The organism is Gemmatimonadaceae bacterium (assembly GCA_035606695.1).
Lineage (GTDB): Bacteria > Gemmatimonadota > Gemmatimonadetes > Gemmatimonadales > Gemmatimonadaceae > JAQBQB01.
Map to the genome: position 1 here is coordinate 22,295 of DATNEW010000019.1, position 19,878 is coordinate 42,172.

The 19,878-nt window shown below is 64.6% G+C and carries 16 protein-coding genes; all 16 read left to right on the plus strand.

Annotation, left to right across the window (positions count from 1 at the left end; all coding sequences use genetic code 11):
• Nucleotides 1–110: 110 nt before the first annotated feature.
• The 16 genes from VN706_07450 to radC all read left to right on the plus strand — a co-directional run bounded on the left by VN706_07450 (nucleotide 111) and on the right by radC (nucleotide 19,811).
• Nucleotides 111–1,184 (plus strand): DNA-directed RNA polymerase subunit alpha, encoded by a 1,074-nt coding sequence (locus VN706_07450; GenBank protein ID HXT15450.1) that lies wholly within the window; start codon nucleotides 111–113, stop codon nucleotides 1,182–1,184.
• Nucleotides 1,185–1,189: 5 nt separating this feature from the next.
• Entirely contained in the window at nucleotides 1,190–1,546 is a 357-nt protein-coding gene (rplQ, locus tag VN706_07455; protein ID HXT15451.1) for a 50S ribosomal protein L17, read from the plus strand.
• An 8-nt stretch (nucleotides 1,547–1,554) separates the two neighbouring features.
• Nucleotides 1,555–1,773 (plus strand): 50S ribosomal protein L28, encoded by a 219-nt coding sequence (gene rpmB / locus VN706_07460; GenBank protein HXT15452.1) that lies wholly within the window; start codon nucleotides 1,555–1,557, stop codon nucleotides 1,771–1,773.
• A gap of 279 nt (nucleotides 1,774–2,052) precedes the next feature.
• On the plus strand, nucleotides 2,053–3,018 hold the full coding sequence (gene gmd / locus VN706_07465; protein ID HXT15453.1) for a GDP-mannose 4,6-dehydratase: 966 nt from the start codon (nucleotides 2,053–2,055) through the stop codon (nucleotides 3,016–3,018).
• Between the two features lie 12 nt (nucleotides 3,019–3,030).
• Nucleotides 3,031–3,990 (plus strand): GDP-mannose 4,6-dehydratase, encoded by a 960-nt coding sequence (locus VN706_07470; protein ID HXT15454.1) that lies wholly within the window; start codon nucleotides 3,031–3,033, stop codon nucleotides 3,988–3,990.
• Nucleotides 3,974–7,237, plus strand: a complete 3,264-nt coding sequence (gene carB / locus VN706_07475) for a carbamoyl-phosphate synthase large subunit (GenBank protein ID HXT15455.1) — start codon at nucleotides 3,974–3,976, stop codon at nucleotides 7,235–7,237. Before VN706_07470 ends, carB begins: the two co-directional genes overlap by 17 nt.
• Nucleotides 7,234–7,839: a DapH/DapD/GlmU-related protein gene (locus VN706_07480; protein HXT15456.1), complete on the plus strand. Its 606-nt coding sequence runs from the start codon at nucleotides 7,234–7,236 to the stop codon at nucleotides 7,837–7,839. The genes carB and VN706_07480 overlap by 4 nt, the downstream gene beginning before the upstream one ends.
• Complete coding sequence (locus VN706_07485) at nucleotides 7,836–8,906, plus strand: Gfo/Idh/MocA family oxidoreductase (protein ID HXT15457.1); 1,071 nt, start codon at nucleotides 7,836–7,838, stop codon at nucleotides 8,904–8,906. The genes VN706_07480 and VN706_07485 overlap by 4 nt, the downstream gene beginning before the upstream one ends.
• 416 nt (nucleotides 8,907–9,322) lie before the next feature.
• Entirely contained in the window at nucleotides 9,323–10,435 is a 1,113-nt protein-coding gene (locus tag VN706_07490) for a DegT/DnrJ/EryC1/StrS family aminotransferase (protein HXT15458.1), read from the plus strand.
• Complete coding sequence (locus tag VN706_07495) at nucleotides 10,425–11,789, plus strand: nucleotide sugar dehydrogenase (GenBank protein HXT15459.1); 1,365 nt, start codon at nucleotides 10,425–10,427, stop codon at nucleotides 11,787–11,789. The genes VN706_07490 and VN706_07495 overlap by 11 nt, the downstream gene beginning before the upstream one ends.
• 27 nt (nucleotides 11,790–11,816) lie before the next feature.
• Nucleotides 11,817–13,127: a UDP-glucose/GDP-mannose dehydrogenase family protein gene (locus VN706_07500; GenBank protein HXT15460.1), complete on the plus strand. Its 1,311-nt coding sequence runs from the start codon at nucleotides 11,817–11,819 to the stop codon at nucleotides 13,125–13,127.
• Nucleotides 13,128–13,133: 6 nt separating this feature from the next.
• The gene (locus VN706_07505) at nucleotides 13,134–14,066 is read left to right on the plus strand and encodes a UDP-glucuronic acid decarboxylase family protein (protein HXT15461.1); all 933 of its coding nucleotides are present in this window, start codon (nucleotides 13,134–13,136) and stop codon (nucleotides 14,064–14,066) included.
• Between the two features lie 83 nt (nucleotides 14,067–14,149).
• Nucleotides 14,150–14,971 (plus strand): outer membrane protein assembly factor BamD, encoded by an 822-nt coding sequence (gene bamD, locus VN706_07510; protein ID HXT15462.1) that lies wholly within the window; start codon nucleotides 14,150–14,152, stop codon nucleotides 14,969–14,971.
• Nucleotides 14,972–14,974: 3 nt separating this feature from the next.
• Nucleotides 14,975–15,553 carry a nicotinate-nucleotide adenylyltransferase gene (gene nadD / locus VN706_07515; protein ID HXT15463.1) on the plus strand — a complete coding sequence of 193 codons (579 nt, stop codon included), beginning with the start codon at nucleotides 14,975–14,977 and terminating at the stop codon, nucleotides 15,551–15,553.
• Between the two features lie 72 nt (nucleotides 15,554–15,625).
• The gene (secA, locus tag VN706_07520) at nucleotides 15,626–18,913 is read left to right on the plus strand and encodes a preprotein translocase subunit SecA (protein ID HXT15464.1); all 3,288 of its coding nucleotides are present in this window, start codon (nucleotides 15,626–15,628) and stop codon (nucleotides 18,911–18,913) included.
• Nucleotides 18,914–19,103: 190 nt separating this feature from the next.
• Nucleotides 19,104–19,811, plus strand: a complete 708-nt coding sequence (radC, locus tag VN706_07525) for a DNA repair protein RadC (GenBank protein ID HXT15465.1) — start codon at nucleotides 19,104–19,106, stop codon at nucleotides 19,809–19,811.
• Nucleotides 19,812–19,878: the final 67 nt, after the last annotated feature.

Sequence of the window (19,878 nt, forward strand, 5' to 3'; positions counted from 1 at the left end):
GACGATTCAGGTCGGAGCCCTCATCTCCGTTCGAGCTTGCCGCGCATGAGGGGCGGGGCAAGGCGATGCCGATTCGTTCTCGGCAAGACCATTCAAGGATCTCCCCAATCATGGCCAACACGATCGATCTCCGCGGACTCGTCCGCCCGCAGCTGGTCGAAGCGACCAAGCACGAAGACAACCCCAACGTCGCCGAATTCCGGCTGCAGCCCCTCGAGCGCGGCTTCGGCCACACGCTCGGCAACTCGATGCGGCGCATGCTGCTGTCGTCGCTTCGCGGCGCGGCGGTGTGGGCGTTCCGCATTGACGGCGTGGTGCACGAGCACCAGACCATTCCTGGTGTCGTCGAAGACGTGCACCAGATCATCGGCAACCTCAAGACGCTGACGCTCACGCTCCCCGACGACGTCGAGGACGTGGTGCTGCACATCCAGAAGTCCGAGGCCGGCGCGGTCACCGCGGCCGACATCTCGAGCTCCGGCGGCGTGCGCATCGTCAACCCCGACCATCATCTCTTCACGCTGCAGGACGACCGCGATCTCAACGTCGACCTGTACGTGAACAAGGGCCGCGGCTACGTCGAGTCGGACCAGCATCCGATCGACCGGGGCCTGCCCGTCGATCTCGTGCGCATCGACTCGATCTACAATCCGGTCCGCCGCGCCAACTTTACCGTCGCCGAGACGCGCGTCGGCCAGCGCACGGACTACGATCGCCTGGTGCTCACGGTCGAGACCAACGGCACGATCTCGCCGGAAGAAGCGGTGAGCTACGCGGCCGCGCTCGCGCAGACGCACTTCCAGTACTTCGCCGATTTCGGCTCGCATTCGTCGGCGCCGATCGGCCAGCTGGCGGACAACGGTGCCGGCGACGGCGCGCGCCTCGGCTCGCTCCTGCGGACGCCGATCGACGACCTCGAGCTGTCGGTTCGCTCCGTCAACTCGTTAAAGAATTCGAATATCAGAACGCTCGGCGATCTGGTGCGCCAGACCGAGAGCCAGATTTTGCAGGTCAAGAACTTCGGCAAGAAATCGCTTCAGGAGATCGCGGACCTCCTCGAGCGCGAAAATCTGAATTTCGGGATGCGGTTCGAAGAGACCGGCGACGGCAGCGTTCGCGTGCTGGATTACGGTACGCCGCCAAGCCGGGCCGCCGCCGCGGCGCCCGACGACATGGAGGAGTAAGAGCAATGCGTCATCGTAAAGCGGGGCGCCAGCTTCGCCGGACCAGCGAGCAAAAGCTCGCGCTCATGCGGAATCTCGCGTCGTCGCTCATCGAGCACGGCGCGATCGAGACCACCGAAGCCAAGGCGAAGGAACTGCGTCCGTTCGTCGAGAAGCTGATCACGAAGGCGCGCTCCGGCACGCTGCACGCTCGCCGGCTTGCCGTGCGTCACGTGCACAAGCGTGAGACGGCCGACAAGCTGTTCCAGGAGCTCGGACCCAAGTTCGCGGCTCGCAAGGGTGGATACACGCGCATTCTCAAGACCGGCCACCGCAAGGGTGACGGCGCCGAGATGGCGCGCATCGAGCTGGTGGGAGAATAGAGGTTCTTATGGCCATTCAGAGAAACGTCTGCTACGCGTGCGGCAAGGGCGTCGCGTTCGGCAACAACGTGTCGCATGCGAACAACAAGACGCGCCGCACCTGGAAGCCCAATCTGCAGGTGATGCGCACCCTCGTCGACGGAAAGATCGAGAAGGTGAAGGTGTGCACGCGATGCATGAATGCAGGCAAGGTCAAGCGGGCACCGCGTGGAGCGGCGGTCGTATAACTACGCTGCTCGGCTGATTGAGAGGGGAGCCCATCGGGGCTCCCCTTTTTTGTTTGGTGCCTTCTTCGTCGAGCGTTCACAACGGGCGTTCGCCGCGACGGCATCGCGGATCGACTCCAGCGTCTTCCGCGCGCAAATCACCGTTCGTCGCGGAAATCGCCGTTTCCATTCGCCGTTTCCATTCGCTCTTTCCGTTCGCCGTTTCCACCCGCTCTTTCCATTCGCCGTCACCATTCGCTCTTTCCATTCGCTCTTGCTTTTGAGTTAGTTTTCCGGACCATGCCCACCGCGCTCATCACTGGCATCACCGGCCAGGACGGCTCGTACCTGGCCGAATTCCTGCTCGAGAAGGGCTACCGCGTCGTCGGCGCCGTGCGCCGCAGCTCGACGACGCCGTACGAGCGCATCGCACATCTCGTCGACCGCGTCGAGCTGGTCTCGGCCGACCTCCTCGATCAAACTTCACTGACCGACGCCGTCGGCGACGTGAAGCCGGACGAGATCTACAACCTCGCGGCGCAAAGCTTCGTCGCCGCGTCGTGGACGCAGCCCGTGCTCACCGGCGAATTCACCGCGCTCGGCGTCACCCGCATGCTCGAGGCGATGAAAAAGGCCGCGCCCAAGGCGCGCTTTTACCAGGCCAGCTCGAGCGAGATGTTCGGCAAAGTGGTCGAGTCGCCGCAAAGCGAGACGACGCCGTTCTATCCGCGCAGCCCCTACGGCGTCGCCAAGGTGTACGGCCACTGGATCACCGTGAATTATCGCGAGAGCTTCGGCCTCTACGCCGTCTCCGGAATCCTCTTCAATCACGAGAGTCCGCGACGCGGACTCGAGTTCGTGACGCGCAAGGTCACCGATGCCGTGGCGCGCATCAAGCTGGGGCTCGCGAAGGACGTCACCCTCGGCAATCTCGATTCGCGGCGCGACTGGGGTTTCGCCGGCGATTACGTCGAAGCGATGTGGCGCATGCTGCAGCAGGACGAACCCGACGACTACGTGATCGGCACGGGCCACACCTGCTCTGTCCTCGACCTGTGCAAGACGGCGTTTTCGTACGTCGGCCTCGACTACCGCGAGCACATCAAGCAGGACGCGAAGTTCTATCGGCCCGCCGAAGTCGATCTCCTCGTCGCCAATCCGTCGAAGGCGATGCGGCAGCTGGACTGGCGGCCGCGCGTCGACTTCGAGCAGCTCGTGCGCATGATGGTCGACGCCGATGTGGAGCGGCACCGGGCGCGCGCCTGAGATGCGAGCCTCATGCGAGCGCTGATCACGGGCGGCGGCGGATTCGTCGGACAGTGGCTCGCGCGCGGACTACTCGCGCGCGGCGATGCCGTGGATTTGACGGGACTCGGCGCCGCGATACGCGGACCCGACATCCTGTCCCGCCAGGAGCGGCGTGAGGTCCGCTGGCTGCCCGCCGATATGCGCGATACCGAGGACGTCGAGCTCGTCGTGCAGCGCAGCCGACCCGACGTGATCGTGCATCTGGCGGGCGTGAGCTTTCCCCCCGACGCCGAGCGCTCGCCGACGACGACGTATGACGTCAATGCCCTCGGTGCCGTGCGTCTGCTGTCGGCCGTGCGCCGGCAGAAATCAGCCGGTGCCGTCGATCCCCTCGTGATCATCGTTGGGTCGGGCATGCAGTACGGCTGTCATGAGCCGGCCGATATGCCGCTCGACGAGCGAGCCGTGCAGCGGCCGACGACGATCTACGCGGCGTCCAAGGCAGCGCAGGAGGTTGCGGCGCTGCAATTCCACACGTCGGTCGGACTGCGCGTGATCGCGACGCGCAGCTTCAACCACTCGGGCGTTGGCCACGGCACGCAGTATCTGCTGCCGTCGCTCGTTGGCCGCGTCAAACGACTCGCGGCGGGCGCCGAGCCGCGCCTCGTGCTCGGCAATGACGTGGTGCGCGACTATCTGCATGTCGACGACGTCGTGACCGCCTATCTTTCGTTGGTCGAGCGCGGTCAGCCCGGCGAGGTGTACAACGTGGCGAGCGGACGCGGGGTGAGCGTGCGGCAGCTCGCCGAGGATGTCTTGCAGCGCGCCAACGTGGCCGCGGAGATTTCGACGGATCCCTCGCTGACGCGCGCCTCCGACATTCCGGTTCTCATCGGTTCACCCGCCAAGCTGCACGAGCATACGGGCTGGTCGCCGACCAAGACGCACGCCGACATCATCGACGATCTGTTGCATGCCTCGACGGACTGACATTCATCGCATTCTCGTCATCGGCTCCGGTCCGATCATCATCGGACAGGCGGCCGAGTTCGACTACTCCGGCACGCAGGCGACGAAGGCCCTCAAGGAAGAGGGATACGAAGTCATTCTGATCAACTCGAACCCGGCGACGATCATGACCGATCCGGAGTTCGCGGATCGGACGTACATCGAGCCGGTGACGCCGGAGTTCGTCGAGCTGATCCTGGAGCGCGAGAAGCCGGACGCGATTCTCCCGACGATGGGCGGCCAGACGGCGCTGAACGTCGCGATGGCGCTGTCCGAATCTGGGGCGCTGGACAAGTACGGCGTCGAATTGATCGGCGCGAACGCGCGCGCGATCTCGCTGGCTGAAGATCGTCGTCTCTTCGGCGAGGCGATGGAACGCATCGGTCTCGCCGTCGCCGAAGGCGGAATCGCCGAGAGCTTCGACGAAGCGGAAGCGATCGTCGAACGCACGGGCTACCCCGCGATCATTCGGCCGTCGTTCACCCTTGGCGGCACGGGCGGTGGCATCGCGTACAATCGCGAAGAGTTCGAGCGCATCGTGCGCAGCGGGCTCGATCTGTCGCCGACGCACCAGGTGCTCGTCGAGCGCAGCGTGATCGGCTGGAAGGAGTTCGAGCTCGAGGTGATGCGCGATCACGAGGATAACGTCGTGATCGTGTGCTCGATCGAGAACATCGATCCCATGGGTGTACACACGGGCGATTCCATCACGGTCGCGCCGGCGATGACGCTCACCGATCGCGAATATCAGGTGATGCGCGACGCCGCGGTGGCGATCATTCGCGAGGTCGGCGTCGACGCCGGCGGCTGCAACATCCAGTTCGCCGTCAACCCGCGCGACGGCGAGATGCTGGTCATCGAGATGAATCCGCGGGTGTCGCGGTCATCGGCGCTCGCCTCCAAGGCGACGGGGTTTCCAATCGCGCGCATCGGCGCGAAGCTCGCGGTCGGGTATCGCCTCGACGAGATCGCGAACGACATCACGAAGACGACGCCGGCGTCGTTCGAGCCGGTGCTCGACTACGTGGTCGTGAAGGTGCCTCGCTTCGCGTTCGAGAAATTTCCAAGCGCGAGCCCGTATCTCACGACGCAGATGAAGTCGGTCGGCGAGGCAATGGCGATCGGCCGCACGTTCAAGGAAGCGTTTCAAAAGGGCATGCGCGCGCTCGAGACGGGGAGATCGGGCTGGACGACGTCCGCTCGTCCGATCGACGACCGCTTGCCCGATGAATCGCTCGAGTCGTTGCGCGGTGCGCTACGCCAGCCGACGCCCGAACGCATCTTCCAGGTGAAGCGCGCGCTCGAGCGCGGGCTCTCGGCCGCCGACGTGCACGAGCTGACAGCGATCGATCCGTGGTTCCTGAACCAGATGGTCGAGCTGGTCGAGGCCGAACGTTGGTACGCGACGCTGGACGACGTGGACGAGACGGATCTGCGCCACATGAAACGACTCGGCTTCTCGGATCGCCAGCTGGCGGTATTGCGCGACGAGACCGAAGCCGTCGTGCGCGAGCGCCGATGGTCGCTCAACGTGCGGCCGTCATACAAGATGGTCGATACGTGCGCCGGCGAGTTTCCGTCGGCGACGCCGTATCTCTACGGCAGCTACGACGAGGAGAGTGAAGCCCCGCGCACGGACTGCCGCTCGGTCGTCATCCTCGGCAGCGGACCCAATCGCATTGGGCAGGGCGTGGAGTTCGACTATTGCTGCGTGCGCGCCGTGATGGCGCTCCGCGAGCGCGGATTCGAGACGATCATGATCAACTCGAATCCGGAAACCGTATCGACGGATTTTGATACGTCCGACAAGCTGTACTTCGAGCCCCTGACGTTCGAGGATGTATTGGAGATCGTTGAACGCGAGCAGCCCGAAGGCGTCGTGGTGCAGCTCGGCGGCCAGACGCCGCTCAAGCTGACGCGCCAGCTCGAGGCCGCCGGCGTGAAGATCCTCGGCACCTCGCCCGAATCGATCGACATCGCCGAGGACCGCCGCCGCTTCGACAAGATCGCGCGCGAGCTCGGGCTGACGCAGCCCGCGAACGGTACGGCGACGAGTCTCGACGAAGCGCTGGAAGCGGCGGAGCGGATCGGTTATCCCGTGCTCGTGCGGCCCTCATATGTGCTTGGCGGACGTGCGATGCAGATCGTCTACGACGCCGAGTCGCTGCAACAGTATTTCGCGACGGCAGCGCGCGTCTCGGAGGATCGCCCGGTGTTGATCGACCGCTTCCTCGAGGATGCCTTCGAGTGTGACGTCGACGCGATTTCGGATGGGCACCGTGTCGTCATCGGCGGCATCATGCAGCACATCGAGGACGCAGGCATTCACTCGGGCGACTCGGCGTGCGTGCTCCCGCCGTATCTGATCGGCGAGAGCGACATGCAGACCATGCGCGAGCAGACCATCTCGCTCGCGCGCGCGCTGGGCGTGATCGGGTTGATCAACGTGCAGTACGCGATCAAGGACGGCGTCGTCTACGTGCTCGAGGTGAATCCGCGCGCCAGCCGCACGATCCCGTTCGTGTCGAAGGCGATCGGCGTTCCACTGGCGTCGCTCGCTGCGCGCACCATGGTCGGCGAATCGCTGGACGACATTGGCTTCATCGAGGAGATCGTGCCGCCGTACGTGTCGGTGAAGGAAGCGGTGTTTCCGTTCAACAAGTTTGCGGGCACCGACCCGGTGCTCGGCCCGGAGATGCGATCGACGGGCGAGTGCATGGGGATCTCCGATTCCTTCGGCTCGGCATTCGCCAAGTCGCAGCTTGCCGCGTCGAACGGGCTGCCGCTCGAGGGCGCGGTGCTGATTACCGTCGTGGATTCGGACAAGCCGACGGTGACGCCGATCGCGCGCCGCTTTCACGAGATGGGCTTCGAGGTGTGGGCTACCGCGGGCACGGCGGCGTATCTGCGCGCGCGCGGCATTCCCGCGCGGCGCGTGCTCAAGGTCCACGAAGGCCGGCCGAACTGCCTCGACATGATCGTCAATCGCGACATTCAGCTGCTGATCAATACACCGATGGGCAAGCACGCGCAGCTCGATGACTATCTGCTGCGGCAGGCGGCGATCGTGAATCGCGTGTCGTATACCACGACGATGTCGGCGGCGAGCGCGGCGAGCGATGCGATTCTCTCGCTCAAGTCGCGTGCGCCGCGCGTGAAGTCGTTGCAGGAGTGGCAAGCGGAGCTCGCCGAGGCGCGCGCGGCGGCGGCCGGGCAGGTGCACGCATGAGCGCGGGAAGAGGAGCCGACGTGTTCGTGCACGAATCCGCGTACGTTGACGACGGGGCGCAGATCGGCGAGGGGACAAAAATTTGGCACTTCTGCCACGTCATGCCGGGCGCCGTGATCGGCGAGCGCTGCAGTCTTGGCCAGAACGTCGTCATGATGAACGGCACGCGCATGGGCCACAATTGCAAGATTCAGAATAACGTGTCGATCTACGAGGGCGTGGAGCTCGAGGACGACGTGTTTTGCGGCCCGTCGATGGTGTTCACGAACGTCATCAACCCGCGCAGCCATGTGTCGCGCAAGAACGAATATCGGCGGACGCTGGTAAAGCGCGGGGCGTCGATCGGCGCGAACGCAACGATCGTCTGCGGCGTGACGCTCGGCGACTTCGCGTTCGTCGGCGCGGGCGCGGTGATCACGAAGGACGTCTTGCCGTATGCGCTCATGGCCGGCGTGCCGGCGCGGCGCATTGGCTGGATGTGTCAATGTGGCGAGCGCTTGAACGGATCGGGGGTCGGCACGTGTGCCGCGTGCGGCACCGCCTATCAGCGCAGCGGGGAGGGCATCGCCCCCGCCAATCAATCCCGCAAGGAGACGGCATGAGCCCCTCGACTGGCTCGGGGCAGAGCGCGCCAACAGACCGGTCGTTTCGTGTTGGCTTGGTGGGGTGCGGCCGCATCAGCAAGAATCACTTCGACGCGCTGCGAAAGGTCGACGGGCTGAATCTCGCCGCGGTGGCCGACATTGATGCCGATCGTGCGCGCACGGCGGGCGAAGAGCAGGGCGTCGCGTCGTTCAAGTCGCTCGACGATATGCTGGCGGGCGCCGAGCTGGACATCGTATCGATCTGCACGCCATCGGGTCTGCACTCGGCGCAAGGCGTGACGGTGGCGAAGTCGGGCAAGCATGTGCTCACCGAAAAGCCGATGTCGCTCACGCTGGCGCAGGCGGATGCGCTCGTGCAGGCGTGCGACGCCGCGGGCGTGCATCTCTTCGTCGTCAAGCAGAACCGTCTCAATCCGCCGGTGCAGCTGCTCAAGCGCGCGGTGGACAAGAATCGGTTCGGGCGGATCTACATGGCGAACGTCACGGTGCGCTGGCAGCGGCCGCAGGAATACTACGACGCCGAGCCGTGGCGCGGGACGTGGGAGTTCGACGGCGGCGCGTTCATGGATCAGGCGTCGCACTACGTCGATCTCATTCAGTGGCTGGTCGGGCCGGTCGAGAGCGTGCTCGCGAAAACCGCCACGCAGGCGCGGCGCATCGAGGCTGAGGATTCTGGTATTGGAATTCTCAAATTTCGCTCGGGCGCGCTGGGCGTGATCGAAGTCAACGTGCTCACCTACCCGCGCAATCTCGAGGGGTCGATCACGCTGCTCGGCGAGAAGGGGTCGGTGAAGATCGGCGGCACCGCGGTGAATCGTGTCGAGCACTGGCTGTTCGCCGACTATGATGACGACGACAAGCTCGTCGAGACAGCGAACACGAATCCGCCGAACGTGTACGGCTTCGGGCACGAGGGGTACTATCGCAACGTGTTGAACGTGCTTCGCGGCCAGGCCAAACCCGAGACGGATGGGCGCGCCGGGCGGAAGTCGTTGGAGCTCATCCTGGGGATTTACGAGTCGGCGAAGGTGGGGCGGGAAGTGCCGATTCCGTTGAAGGTGTGAAGGGCGCAACAGCATTTGCCGCGGATGGACGCGGGCACGGCACGGGCACGGCACGGGCACGGCACGGACGCGAAAGAGGATACGGCACTTACGTCACCGCTCCCAACGAGCCCTGAATTTCCTTAGGGACAACCTCGAGACGCTTCACGTGGCTTCCCGGCGCCGTTCGCAAAAAAATCTCGGCTCGTTGGGAGCGACTGTGTGGATGCCGCATGCCCTCTCCCGTCCGCGCCGTGCCCGTGCAGTGTCCGCGTAAGTCCGCGGCCACTGCTGTTGCGCCGTTCCGCCCTACCGCGTCGCGAAGAATTGTTCATTGACGTAGGGTGTTGCCGCTACGAACTTTACAGGCTCAATCGCATCGCTTCGACGCCGGCGGTCCGAGGACGCCGGTGCACCCTCTAGATTGGCTCCGACCCATGCCCGTACCTCTGCTGGATCTGCGTGCCCAGCACGCCACGATCCGCGATGAAGTCCTTCCCAAGCTCACCGCGCTCGTCGATTCGCAACTCTTCATTCTCGGCGCACCGGTCGAGCAGCTCGAGCGCGAAGTCGCCGAGTTGTCGCACACGAAATTCGCGGTGGGGTGCGCGAGCGGCACCGACGCACTGCTCCTCGCCTTGAAGGCGCTCGACGTCGGTCCCGGCGACGAAGTCGTCACGACGCCGTTCACGTTCTTCGCGACGGCGGGCACCATCCACAATGCCGGCGCGCGCCCGGTATTCGTGGACATCGATCCCAGGACGTTCAACATCCTGCCCGAAGCCGCGGCCGCGGCGCGCACGCCGAAGACGAAGGCGGTCATGCCGGTGGACTTGTTCGGTCAGATGGCGCCCATCGAGGACGTCGCGAAGGCGATGCCGGGTGTTCCGCTCATCGAGGACGCCGCGCAGACGATCGGCGCCAAGCGCTCGATCGATGGCGAATGGCGCATGGCGGGCGAGGTCGCGACCATCGGCACGTTCAGCTTCTTCCCCTCGAAGAACCTCGGCGGCTATGGCGACGGCGGCATGATGGTCACGCAGCACGAAGCGTTGGCCACGCGGCTCAAGCGGCTGCGCATGCACGGCGGCGCGAAGCAGTACTTCCACGACGAAGTCGGATTCAACAGCCGTCTCGATGCGCTGCAGGCCGTGGTGCTGAGCGCGAAGCTGCCGCATCTCGCGGGCTGGAGCGCCGGGCGCCGCAAGAACGCGGCCTTCTACGACAAGGCGTTCGCCGATCTGGCCGACGTGACGACGCCGTACATCGATCGCTCGAACGAGTCGATCTTCAACCAATACACCATTCGGGTCGAGCGGCGCGACGATCTTCAGAGTTTTCTGAAGGAGCGCGGCATCGGCACGTCGATCTACTATCCGCTGCCGCTGCACTTGCAGCCGTGCTTCGAGTACCTGGGGTACAAGCGCGGTCAGCTGCCCGAGTCCGAGCGCGCGGCGAACGAGGTGCTGTCGCTGCCGATTTATCCCGAGCTGACGGAGTCGCAGCTCGACGAAGTCGTCTCGGGAGTGCGGGCCTTTTATGGCCGCTAAGTCATCGGCCGCCACGTCCTCCAAGCAGGTTCTCCTCGACCGTTTCCACGACCGGTCCGCCGTGCTCGGTGTGATCGGTCTGGGCTACGTCGGCTTGCCCTTGGCGGTGGAATTCGCGAAAGCCGGCTTTCACGTGATCGGCTACGACGTGAGCCAGCGCGTCGTCGATCTCCTGAACGCCGGCGATTCGCACATTCAGGACGTGCCGGCGTCCGAAGTGGCGGCGCTCGTGCGCGGCGGCAAGTTCGAGGCGACGAGCGATGAGACGCGCCTGTCCGAGACCGATGCGATCTCGATCGCGGTCCCGACGCCGCTCGGCAAGACGCGTGATCCGGACATGAGCTACGTGATCGCCGCCGCCGACGCGACGACGCGGCAAGTGCACGCGGGGATGCTCGTCATCCTCGAGAGTACGACGTATCCGGGCACGACACGCGAAGTGCTGCTGCCCGCGCTCACGAATCGCGGATTCACCGTGGGCAAAGACGTGTTCGTGGCGTTCAGCCCCGAGCGCGTCGATCCCGGCAATCCCGTATACCACACGAAGAACACACCGAAAGTCGTCGGCGGCGTGACGCCGAATTGCACGGAGCTCGCCACGGCGCTGTACGGCAGCTGCATCGACCAGGTCGTGCCGGTCTCGTCGCCCGAAGCCGCCGAGCTGACGAAGCTGCTCGAGAACACATTCCGATCCGTGAATATCGGTTTGGTGAACGAGATGGCGATCGTCTGCGACAAGCTCGGTGTCGACGTGTGGGAAGTGATCGACGCCGCCGCGACCAAGCCGTTCGGGTTCATGAAATTCACGCCGGGCCCCGGCATCGGCGGCCACTGCATTCCGCTCGATCCGCACTATCTCGCGTGGAAGATGCGGACGCTGAATTACAAGACGCGCTTCATCGACCTCGCGAGCGAGATCAACAGCCACATGCCGGCGTTCGTCGTCGAGAAAGTGGCGCACGCGCTGAATCAGGATCGGAAGCCGATCAACGGCAGCAAGGTGCTCGTGCTCGGTGTGGCCTACAAGCGCGACATCGATGACGTGCGCGAAAGTCCGGCGCTCGACGTCATTCGCCTGCTCGAGGAGCAGGGCGGCGCCGTGACGTTCCATGACCCGTTCATTCGCTGCATTCGTGAAGACGGCCATACGCGCGAAGGCGTCGATCTCACCGCCGCCCGCCTCGATGCGTGCGATGCCGTGGTGATCGTCACGGACCATCGTGGCGTCGACTATCAGCTGGTCATGGACCACGCCCCGCTCATCGTCGACAGCCGGAACATCACGGCGGGCCTGGTCAAAACCCGAGCGCGCGTCGTCACGCTGTCGGCCGGGCAGGCGCCCGTGCCGTCGTGATAGAACGCTCATGACGAAACGCGCATCGTGAATCTCAGCGTCGTTGGAACGGGATACGTCGGCCTGGTGGTCGGCGCGTGCCTGGCGGAAACGGGCAACCAGGTCGTCGGCGCGGACGTCGACGCGGCGAAGATCGACGGCCTCAAACAGAACGTCATTCCGATCTACGAGCCGGGACTCGACCGCCTCGTCGAGCGAAACCAGGACGCCGGACGTCTCGAATTCACGACCGACGTCGCCGGCGCGATCGCGCAGAGCGAAGTCGTGTTCATCGCCGTCGGCACGCCGCCCGACGAAGACGGCTCGGCGGACCTTCGCCACGTGCTCGCGGTGGCCGAACAGATCGGCCAGCACATGAAACGCGAGCTGGTGGTGGTGACCAAATCCACCGTGCCGGTCGGCACCGCCACGAAAGTCGCGGCCGCCGTCGCGAAGCACGCCCGCTTTCCGTTTCACGTCGTGAGCAATCCCGAGTTCCTGAAGGAAGGCGCGGCGATCGACGACTTCATGAAGCCGGATCGCGTCGTGCTCGGCGCCGAGACGGATCATGCGCGAAGCGTGATGGCGGAGCTCTATGCGCCGTTCGTGCGCACCGGAAAGCCGGTGATCTTCATGGACATCGCGTCGGCGGAGATGACCAAGTACGCGGCGAATGCGATGCTGGCGACGCGGATCTCGTTCATGAACGAGATCGCGATGCTCTGCGAGGCCTGCGGCGCGAACGTGGATCTCGTGCGGAAGGGCATTGGGTCGGACGATCGCATCGGCCCGGCGTTTCTCTTTCCGGGCCCTGGATACGGCGGCTCGTGCTTTCCCAAGGATGTGAAGGCGCTCGCGCGCACGGCACGCGAGCAGTCGACCTGTCTCCGTATTCTCGAGGCGGTGGAAGAGGTCAACGAGAATCAGAAGCATCGCATGTTCGCGAAGCTTCGTGCCGCGCTCGGCGCCGATCTCACGGGCGTGCGCGTGGCGGTGTGGGGACTGGCGTTCAAGCCGAACACCGACGACATGCGCGAGGCGCCGGCGCTGACGTTGATCGAGGATCTGCTCGCGGCGGGCGCCAAGGTCACGGCACACGATCCGGCGGCCATGGACGAAGCGCGGCGGCGGCTGGGCGATCGCATCGACTACGCCGACACGGCATACGACGCGCTGACGGATGCCGACGCGCTGGCCGTGCTCACCGATTGGAACGAGTACCGGCATCCCGACTTCGCGCGCATTCGCTCGGCGCTCAGGCGTCCGGTGATCGTCGACGGCCGCAACCTGTATCCGCTGCACAAGATGGCGGACCTGGGCTTCACGTATCATTCGATCGGCCGCCGGGTTGTTAAGTAATCTATAATGAGAGTTCTCATCACCGGCGCCGCCGGCTTTCTCGGGTCGCACCTCGCGGATCGGTTTCTGCGCGAGGGCCACGAGGTCGTCGGGCTGGACAATTTCATCACCGGCAGTCCCGAGAACATCGCCCACCTGACGGGGAACGAGCGGTATCGCTTCGTTCGCCACAACATCTCCGACCCGACGTTCATCGCGGGCGAGCTCGAGGGCGTTCTGCACTTCGCGTCGCCGGCGAGCCCGGTGGATTATCTCGAGCTGCCCATTCAAACGCTGAAGGTGGGCTCGCTCGGGACGATCAACGCGCTGGGGATCGCGAAAGCGAAAGGGGCGCGCTTCTTCCTGGCGTCCACGTCGGAAGTGTACGGCGATCCGTTGGTGCATCCGCAGCGCGAGGACTATTGGGGAAACGTGAATCCCGTCGGTCCGCGCGGGGTGTACGACGAAGCCAAGCGCTTCGCCGAGGCGGTGACGATGGCGTATCATCGATCGCATGGCGTGGATACGCGGATCGTCCGGATCTTCAACACCTACGGACCGCGGATGCGGCCCAACGACGGCCGCGTCGTCTCCAATTTCATCGTGCAGGCGCTGGCCGGAGAGCCGATCACGATCTTTGGCGACGGCAGCCAGACGCGCAGCTTCTGCTACGTGGACGACGAGGTCGAAGGGCTCTACCGCCTGTTCATGGGCGGCGACTCGGGACCGACCAACATCGGCAACCCCGACGAGTACACCGTGAAAGAGCTTGCCGAGATCGTCCTGGAGCTCACGGGATCGCGCTCGAAGATCGTGTTTCGCGAACTCCCGGAGGACGATCCCAAGGTGCGGAAGCCGGACATCGCCCGGGCTCGGCAACTGCTGGGGTGGGAGCCGGCCGTCAACGTCCGGGACGGTGTGGCGCGCACGATCGAATACTTCCGGAAGCGTCTCGGCTGAGCCGCCCGAGCTGTTTATCTTTCCCAGCTCGACCACGCGTTCGACTTCGAACCGCAGCCCCTGTCACGGGTACCAACCCAGATATGCACCGTAACTCCTGGAGACTCGTCGCGTTCCTGATGTTCTGGGGCCTCGCGGCGTGCCACCCGGAATTCCAGCTGAAGAACCTCACGACGAACGAGTCCCTCTACACGGCCTCGCTCAAGGAATTTCAGCGGAAGCACTGGGACAATGCCGTAGCGGGCTTCGAGAAGCTCACCACCGACCTGCCGCCGCGCGACACGCTGCTGCCGCGGTCGTACTGGTATCTGGCCGAGGCGCACGATCGCATGGGCGAGCACCTGCTCGCCGCGCAGAGCTTCAGCCGGCTCACGGAGACGTTCCCCGACGATAGCCTGGCGGACGACGCCGCGCTCGAGTCGGCGCGGTCCTATAAAAAGCTCTGGCGCCGTCCGGAGCTCGACCCGCAGTACGGCGACATCGCCGTCACCTCCTACAACACGCTGATCGGGCTCTATCCGAACTCGCCGCTCTTGCCGCAGGCGCAGAAGGAGCTGGGCGAGCTCGACGAGATGTTCGCCGAGAAGGACTACGACTCGGGCATCTACTATTTCCGTCGCAAGGCCTGGGACTCGGCGAACCTGTATTTCAAGGACGTCCTGGCCAAGCATCCCAACGCGCCGAAGGCGCGTGATGCGGGCACCAAGCTCGTTCAGTCGTACAAGGCGATCGGCTACAAGGACGACGCGACCGACCTGTGTACGGAGCTCAAGCAGCGCTACCCCAGCGACAAACAGGTTGCCGATGTCTGCCGCGGGCTTCCGACGGCTGTCGCCGCGAAGCCCGACTCGACCCCGGCGCCGCCGCGCGCGCCTCCAGCGACCAAGCCGCCGACGACGAACTGATCCGTGCGGATCGGCCTCCTTGGGGGCAGCTTCGATCCCCCACACAACGGACATCTGCTCGCGGCCGGGGATGCGTTTGAATCCCTCGGTCTCGATCGGCTGATCTGGATGCCCACCGCCGTTCAACCATTCAAGGTGGGACAGGCTTCCGCTACGGCGGAGCAGCGTCTTCGCATGGTCCGGTCGCTCGTCGGCGACGATTCGCGGTTCGCGGTCGATTCCATGGAAATCGAACGGGGCGGTTTATCTTACACGGTTGACACTTTGACGACCTTGGCGGCCCGCTGGCCCTCGGCAGCGTTCTTTTTGCTGATCGGGGCCGATGCGGCGGCCAGCTTCGCGAAGTGGCGCGATCCCCGGCGAATCGCTGAATTGGCGACGCTTGTAGTGCTGCAACGGGCTGGCGGCGACGACCCCGAACTGTCGTCGTTGCCGGCGGCAACGAAGGTGCTGGCCACCCGGCGCATCGATATCTCGTCCACCGAGATTCGTGACCGGGTCCGGCAGGGCAAGTCGATTCGAGGATTCGTACCGGACGCCGTGGCCGAGCTCATCGCGGCCGAGCGGCTCTATCAAGCTTGAATGCGGCATTCCGAGCGCAGGTGCGACGCGTGCGTCGCGCCGAAGCGAGGAGCCACGACATAGAGGGTTCGCATGCTAAAGAGAGTCATCAGCGCCGTCATGGGTACACGCCATGAACGTGAGCGCAAGAAAATTCAGCCGATCGTGGACGAGATCAACGCGGAATACGCGCGGCTGCAGAGCGTGTCCGACGAAGAGCTTCGCGCGCAGACGGCCAAGTTTCGCGAGATCCTTCGTGAGCGCACCGGAGAGCTCGAGGCGCGGGTCAGCTCGTTGCGGGAGCAGAAGCGCACGGCGGTCGATCCCGAGGAGCGCGATCGGATCGACAATGAGCTGAGCGGGGCGGACGGCCGCGGGGGCGTCGAGAACGAGCTGCGCGAGACGATCGCCGAAGTGCTCGACGAAATTCTGCCGGAAGCATTCGCGACGGTGCGTGAAGGCGCGCGTCGTCTGATGGGCACGCAGGTGATGGTGACCGGCCGCGAGCTCGCGTGGGACATGGTGCACTACGACGTGCAGCTCATGGGCGGCATTCAACTGCACCTGGGCAAGATCGCGGAAATGGCGACGGGCGAAGGCAAGACACTTGTCGCGACGCTGCCGCTGTACCTGAACGCGCTGCCGGGCAAGGGCGCGCACCTCGTGACGGTGAACTCGTACCTCGCCCGCCGCGACTCGCAGTGGATGGGGCACCTGTACAACTACCTGGGCCTCACGGTCGGATGTCTCGACGACACCGAGCCGGGCACGATGGAACGGCGCAACGCGTATTTCGCCGACATCACGTACGGCACCAACAACGAGTTCGGCTTCGACTATCTGCGCGACAACATGGTCGTGTCGCTCGACCAGCGCGTGCAGCGCGCGCACCACTACGCCATCGTCGACGAAGTGGACTCGGTGCTCATCGACGAAGCGCGGACGCCGCTCATCATCTCGGGTCCCGTCGGGAACGAGAATGATGCGATGTACTTCGAGCATAACGCCGCCGTCGCGCGCGTGGTGCGGCGGCAGACGGAGCTCGTCAATCAGCTCGTCGCCCGCGCCGAGCGCGAGCTCGAGAAAGGCGACCTGCGCGCGGCGGCGCTCGCGCTGTACAAGGCGCAGCTGGGCGATCCGAAGAATCGCCGCTTGATGAAGGTGCTGCAGGAAACCGGCAACAAGCAGATGGTGCAGAAGCAGGAGCTCGAGCACATCGCCGACCGCCGATTGCCCGCGAGCAAGCAGGTCTTTCGCGACATCGAGGAGGACCTGCTCTTCGTGCTCGACGAGAAGGGCCATGCGGTGCACCTGACCGACCAGGGCGTCGAGTTCATGTCGCCGAACGACCACGAAGCATTCATCCTGCCCGACCTGTCGCAGGAAGTGCATCGCATCGATCACGATCATGACCTGACGGGCGAGCAGAAGCTCGAGGAGCGCCGCCAGATCGAAGCCGACTACGCGGCGAAGGCGGAACGGCTCAACATCGTGCACCAGCTGTTGCGGGCGCACGGGCTGTACGAGAAGGACGTGAACTACGTCGTGCAGGACGGCGAGGTGCTGATCGTCGACGAGTTCACGGGCCGCACCATGCCGGGCCGTCGCTGGTCCGAAGGGTTGCACCAGGCGGTCGAGGCGAAGGAAGGCGTTCGCGTGAAGGGCGAAACGCAAACCATGGCCACGATCACCATCCAGAACTACTTCCGCATGTACGAGAAGCTGGCCGGCATGACCGGCACGGCGGAAACGGAAGAGAGCGAGTTTTTCGAGATCTATAAAATCGAGGTCGCGGTCATTCCCACGAACCGGCCGATCATTCGTGAGGATCGGCAGGATCTCGTGTACAAGACGCGGCGCGAGAAGTACAACGCGATCGTCGAAGAGACGCGCCGCCTCAACGAGCTGGGATATCCGGTCCTCGTCGGCACGACGAGCGTCGAGGCGTCGGAGACGCTGTCGAAGCTGTTCTCGCGCGCTGGGCTCCAGCACAACGTGCTCAACGCGAAGTATCACCAGCGTGAAGCCGAGATCGTGGCGGGCGCGGGCCAGCACGGTGCGATCACGATCGCGACGAACATGGCCGGGCGCGGCACCGACATCAAACTCGGGGAAGGCGTCAAGGATCCGAAGCCGAGCAAGGTGAAGGATCCGGACGGGAAGGACGTGAACATCATGGAGATCGGCGGCCTGCACATCATCGGCTCCGAGCGCCACGAGTCGCGTCGCATCGATCGACAGTTGCGCGGCCGGTCGGGCCGTCAAGGCGATCCGGGCGCGTCGCAATTCTTCCTGTCGCTCGAAGACGATCTGATGCGCCTGTTCGGCTCCGAGCGTATCGCGTCGCTGATGGACCGGCTCGGCGCGCAGGAAGGCGAGATGCTCACGCACTCGCTCATCACGCGGTCGATCGAGGGAGCACAGAAGCGCGTCGAGATGCAGAACTTCCAGGCCCGTAAGCGCCTGCTCGACTACGACGACGTGATGAATCAGCAGCGCGAAGTGATTTACTCGCTGCGGTCGTTCGCGCTCGAGGGTGGCGAAGAGCTCAAGGGCGAATCGATCAAGATGATCGAGAAGGCCATGAACTACCGCATCGAGACGAGCCTCGCGGAGTTCGAGGAGGCCTCGCAGTGGGATTTCGATCTGCTGCGGCAAGACCTGCTGATGCACTATCTGTTGCAGGTTCCCGAGTACGAGAAGGAAGATCTGCGGCCGACGGAGATTCCGACGGCGCAGCGCGTTGCCGTCGACGCGGCGACGAAAGCGTTCTGGGCCAAGCTCAAGAGCCTCGACGACGTGAAGGACGAGCTGGGCCAGCCATACGGCGACCGTCTCTTGTCGCTCGTCATGCTCAACGTGCTGGACGAGAAGTGGAAGGATCACCTCTACGATCTCGACCAGTTGCGCAACGCGATTCACTACCGGTCGTGGGGCCAGCAGGATCCGCTCATCGAGTACAAGCAGGAAGCGTACAAGATGTTCGTGGATCTGATGAACGACATCTACAACACGTTCACCGAGCGGTTCCTCAAGGTGCAGTTGGTGTTCGAGCAGCCACCCGCACCGGCGCCGCCGGTTCAGCAGAAGCCGACGAAGCGCTACAACGCGCTCGGCATTCTCGAGGATATCGCGGCGGACGAATCAATCGAGCCGACGGGAACCGACGCCGCGGTGGACATCGGTCCGGCCGAGACGCCGGCGTCCAAGCCCGTTGCGGCGCGCAAGGATCCGACGATCGTTGGTGCGGGGCGTCCGCGGACGTTCGGCGACAACGGCGGCGGGCTGCCGAGTGGAGATTGGTCGAACGTCGGACGCAACGATCCGTGTCCCTGTGGATCGGGGAAAAAGTTCAAGAAGTGTCATGGGGCGAAAGTGTAACGTCGCGCCGGAATTGGGGTGGATCGAGGGCCGCTGCCTAGTCGTAGCGGCCCTCGTCATTTACAGATACCGCTGCAACGGCCGACGGGCGCAACCACAACGACAAAACGACGTGATTCAAGGCGCAACAAAAGGGTGCGGGCTCGTGAGCGGCGCCGCCCTACCTTGCTCCATTCGCGAGGAGAGAAGCATGTCGTTGCCGGAATTGCCGTCGAAAGCACTGACCATTCGAGAGCTGCCCCGGAGCGAGCGGCCGAGAGAGCGGCTGGTCGACCTTGGGGCCTCGGCGCTCAGTAGTGCCGAACTGCTCGCGATTCTGTTGGGGTCTGGCGGCTCTGGACAATCGTCTGTGCAGATCGGGCAAGCGGTGCTTGCAGAGGCCGGCGGTGCGCTGCGATGGATCGCGCGGCAGCCCGTCGCCGCGCTCACGCATCTACAAGGCATCGGCATGGCGCGCGCGGTCACCATTCACGCGTCGCTCGAGCTCGGGCGGCGGATGGCGCTCGAGAGCCGGCAGGATGGTTCGCCGATTCGCTCGCCGCGCGACGTCGTCGAGTACTTCGCGCCGCGGATGGAGGATCTGCCGGTTGAGGAATTTCATGTGGCGGTGCTGGATGCGCAGCATCGCCTGGAACGCGACATCACCGTGACGCGGGGGATTCTGAATTCCTCATTGGTGCATCCCCGCGAAGTGTTCCGTGAGGCGATCGCCGAGCGCGCGGCGGCGGTGATTCTGGTGCACAACCATCCGAGTGGCGATCCGGCCCCATCCGTGGACGATCGGGCCGTCACCGAGCAGCTCGTGGCGGCCGGCCGACTGCTCGACATTCCCGTGCACGATCATGTGATCATAGGCCGCGGCCGATATACCAGTTTTGCGGAAGCAGGGCTGCTATGAGCGCCTGATATTTGTGGCGCTCCGATCGAGCGCATCGTAGGTTGTCGCGGGTCCCGCACGCCGATGT

Coding starts and splice junctions, on each gene's coding strand:
- VN706_07490 (HXT15458.1), top strand. CDS start 9,323: ATGCCCGTACCTCTGCTGGATCTGCGTGCCCAGCACGCCACGATCCGC.
- gmd (HXT15453.1), top strand. CDS start 2,053: ATGCCCACCGCGCTCATCACTGGCATCACCGGCCAGGACGGCTCGTAC.
- rpmB (HXT15452.1), top strand. CDS start 1,555: ATGGCCATTCAGAGAAACGTCTGCTACGCGTGCGGCAAGGGCGTCGCG.
- rplQ (HXT15451.1), top strand. CDS start 1,190: ATGCGTCATCGTAAAGCGGGGCGCCAGCTTCGCCGGACCAGCGAGCAA.
- carB (HXT15455.1), top strand. CDS start 3,974: ATGCCTCGACGGACTGACATTCATCGCATTCTCGTCATCGGCTCCGGT.
- VN706_07470 (HXT15454.1), top strand. CDS start 3,031: ATGCGAGCGCTGATCACGGGCGGCGGCGGATTCGTCGGACAGTGGCTC.
- VN706_07485 (HXT15457.1), top strand. CDS start 7,836: ATGAGCCCCTCGACTGGCTCGGGGCAGAGCGCGCCAACAGACCGGTCG.
- VN706_07450 (HXT15450.1), top strand. CDS start 111: ATGGCCAACACGATCGATCTCCGCGGACTCGTCCGCCCGCAGCTGGTC.
- VN706_07495 (HXT15459.1), top strand. CDS start 10,425: ATGGCCGCTAAGTCATCGGCCGCCACGTCCTCCAAGCAGGTTCTCCTC.
- bamD (HXT15462.1), top strand. CDS start 14,150: ATGCACCGTAACTCCTGGAGACTCGTCGCGTTCCTGATGTTCTGGGGC.
- secA (HXT15464.1), top strand. CDS start 15,626: ATGCTAAAGAGAGTCATCAGCGCCGTCATGGGTACACGCCATGAACGT.
- VN706_07480 (HXT15456.1), top strand. CDS start 7,234: ATGAGCGCGGGAAGAGGAGCCGACGTGTTCGTGCACGAATCCGCGTAC.
- VN706_07505 (HXT15461.1), top strand. CDS start 13,134: ATGAGAGTTCTCATCACCGGCGCCGCCGGCTTTCTCGGGTCGCACCTC.
- radC (HXT15465.1), top strand. CDS start 19,104: ATGTCGTTGCCGGAATTGCCGTCGAAAGCACTGACCATTCGAGAGCTG.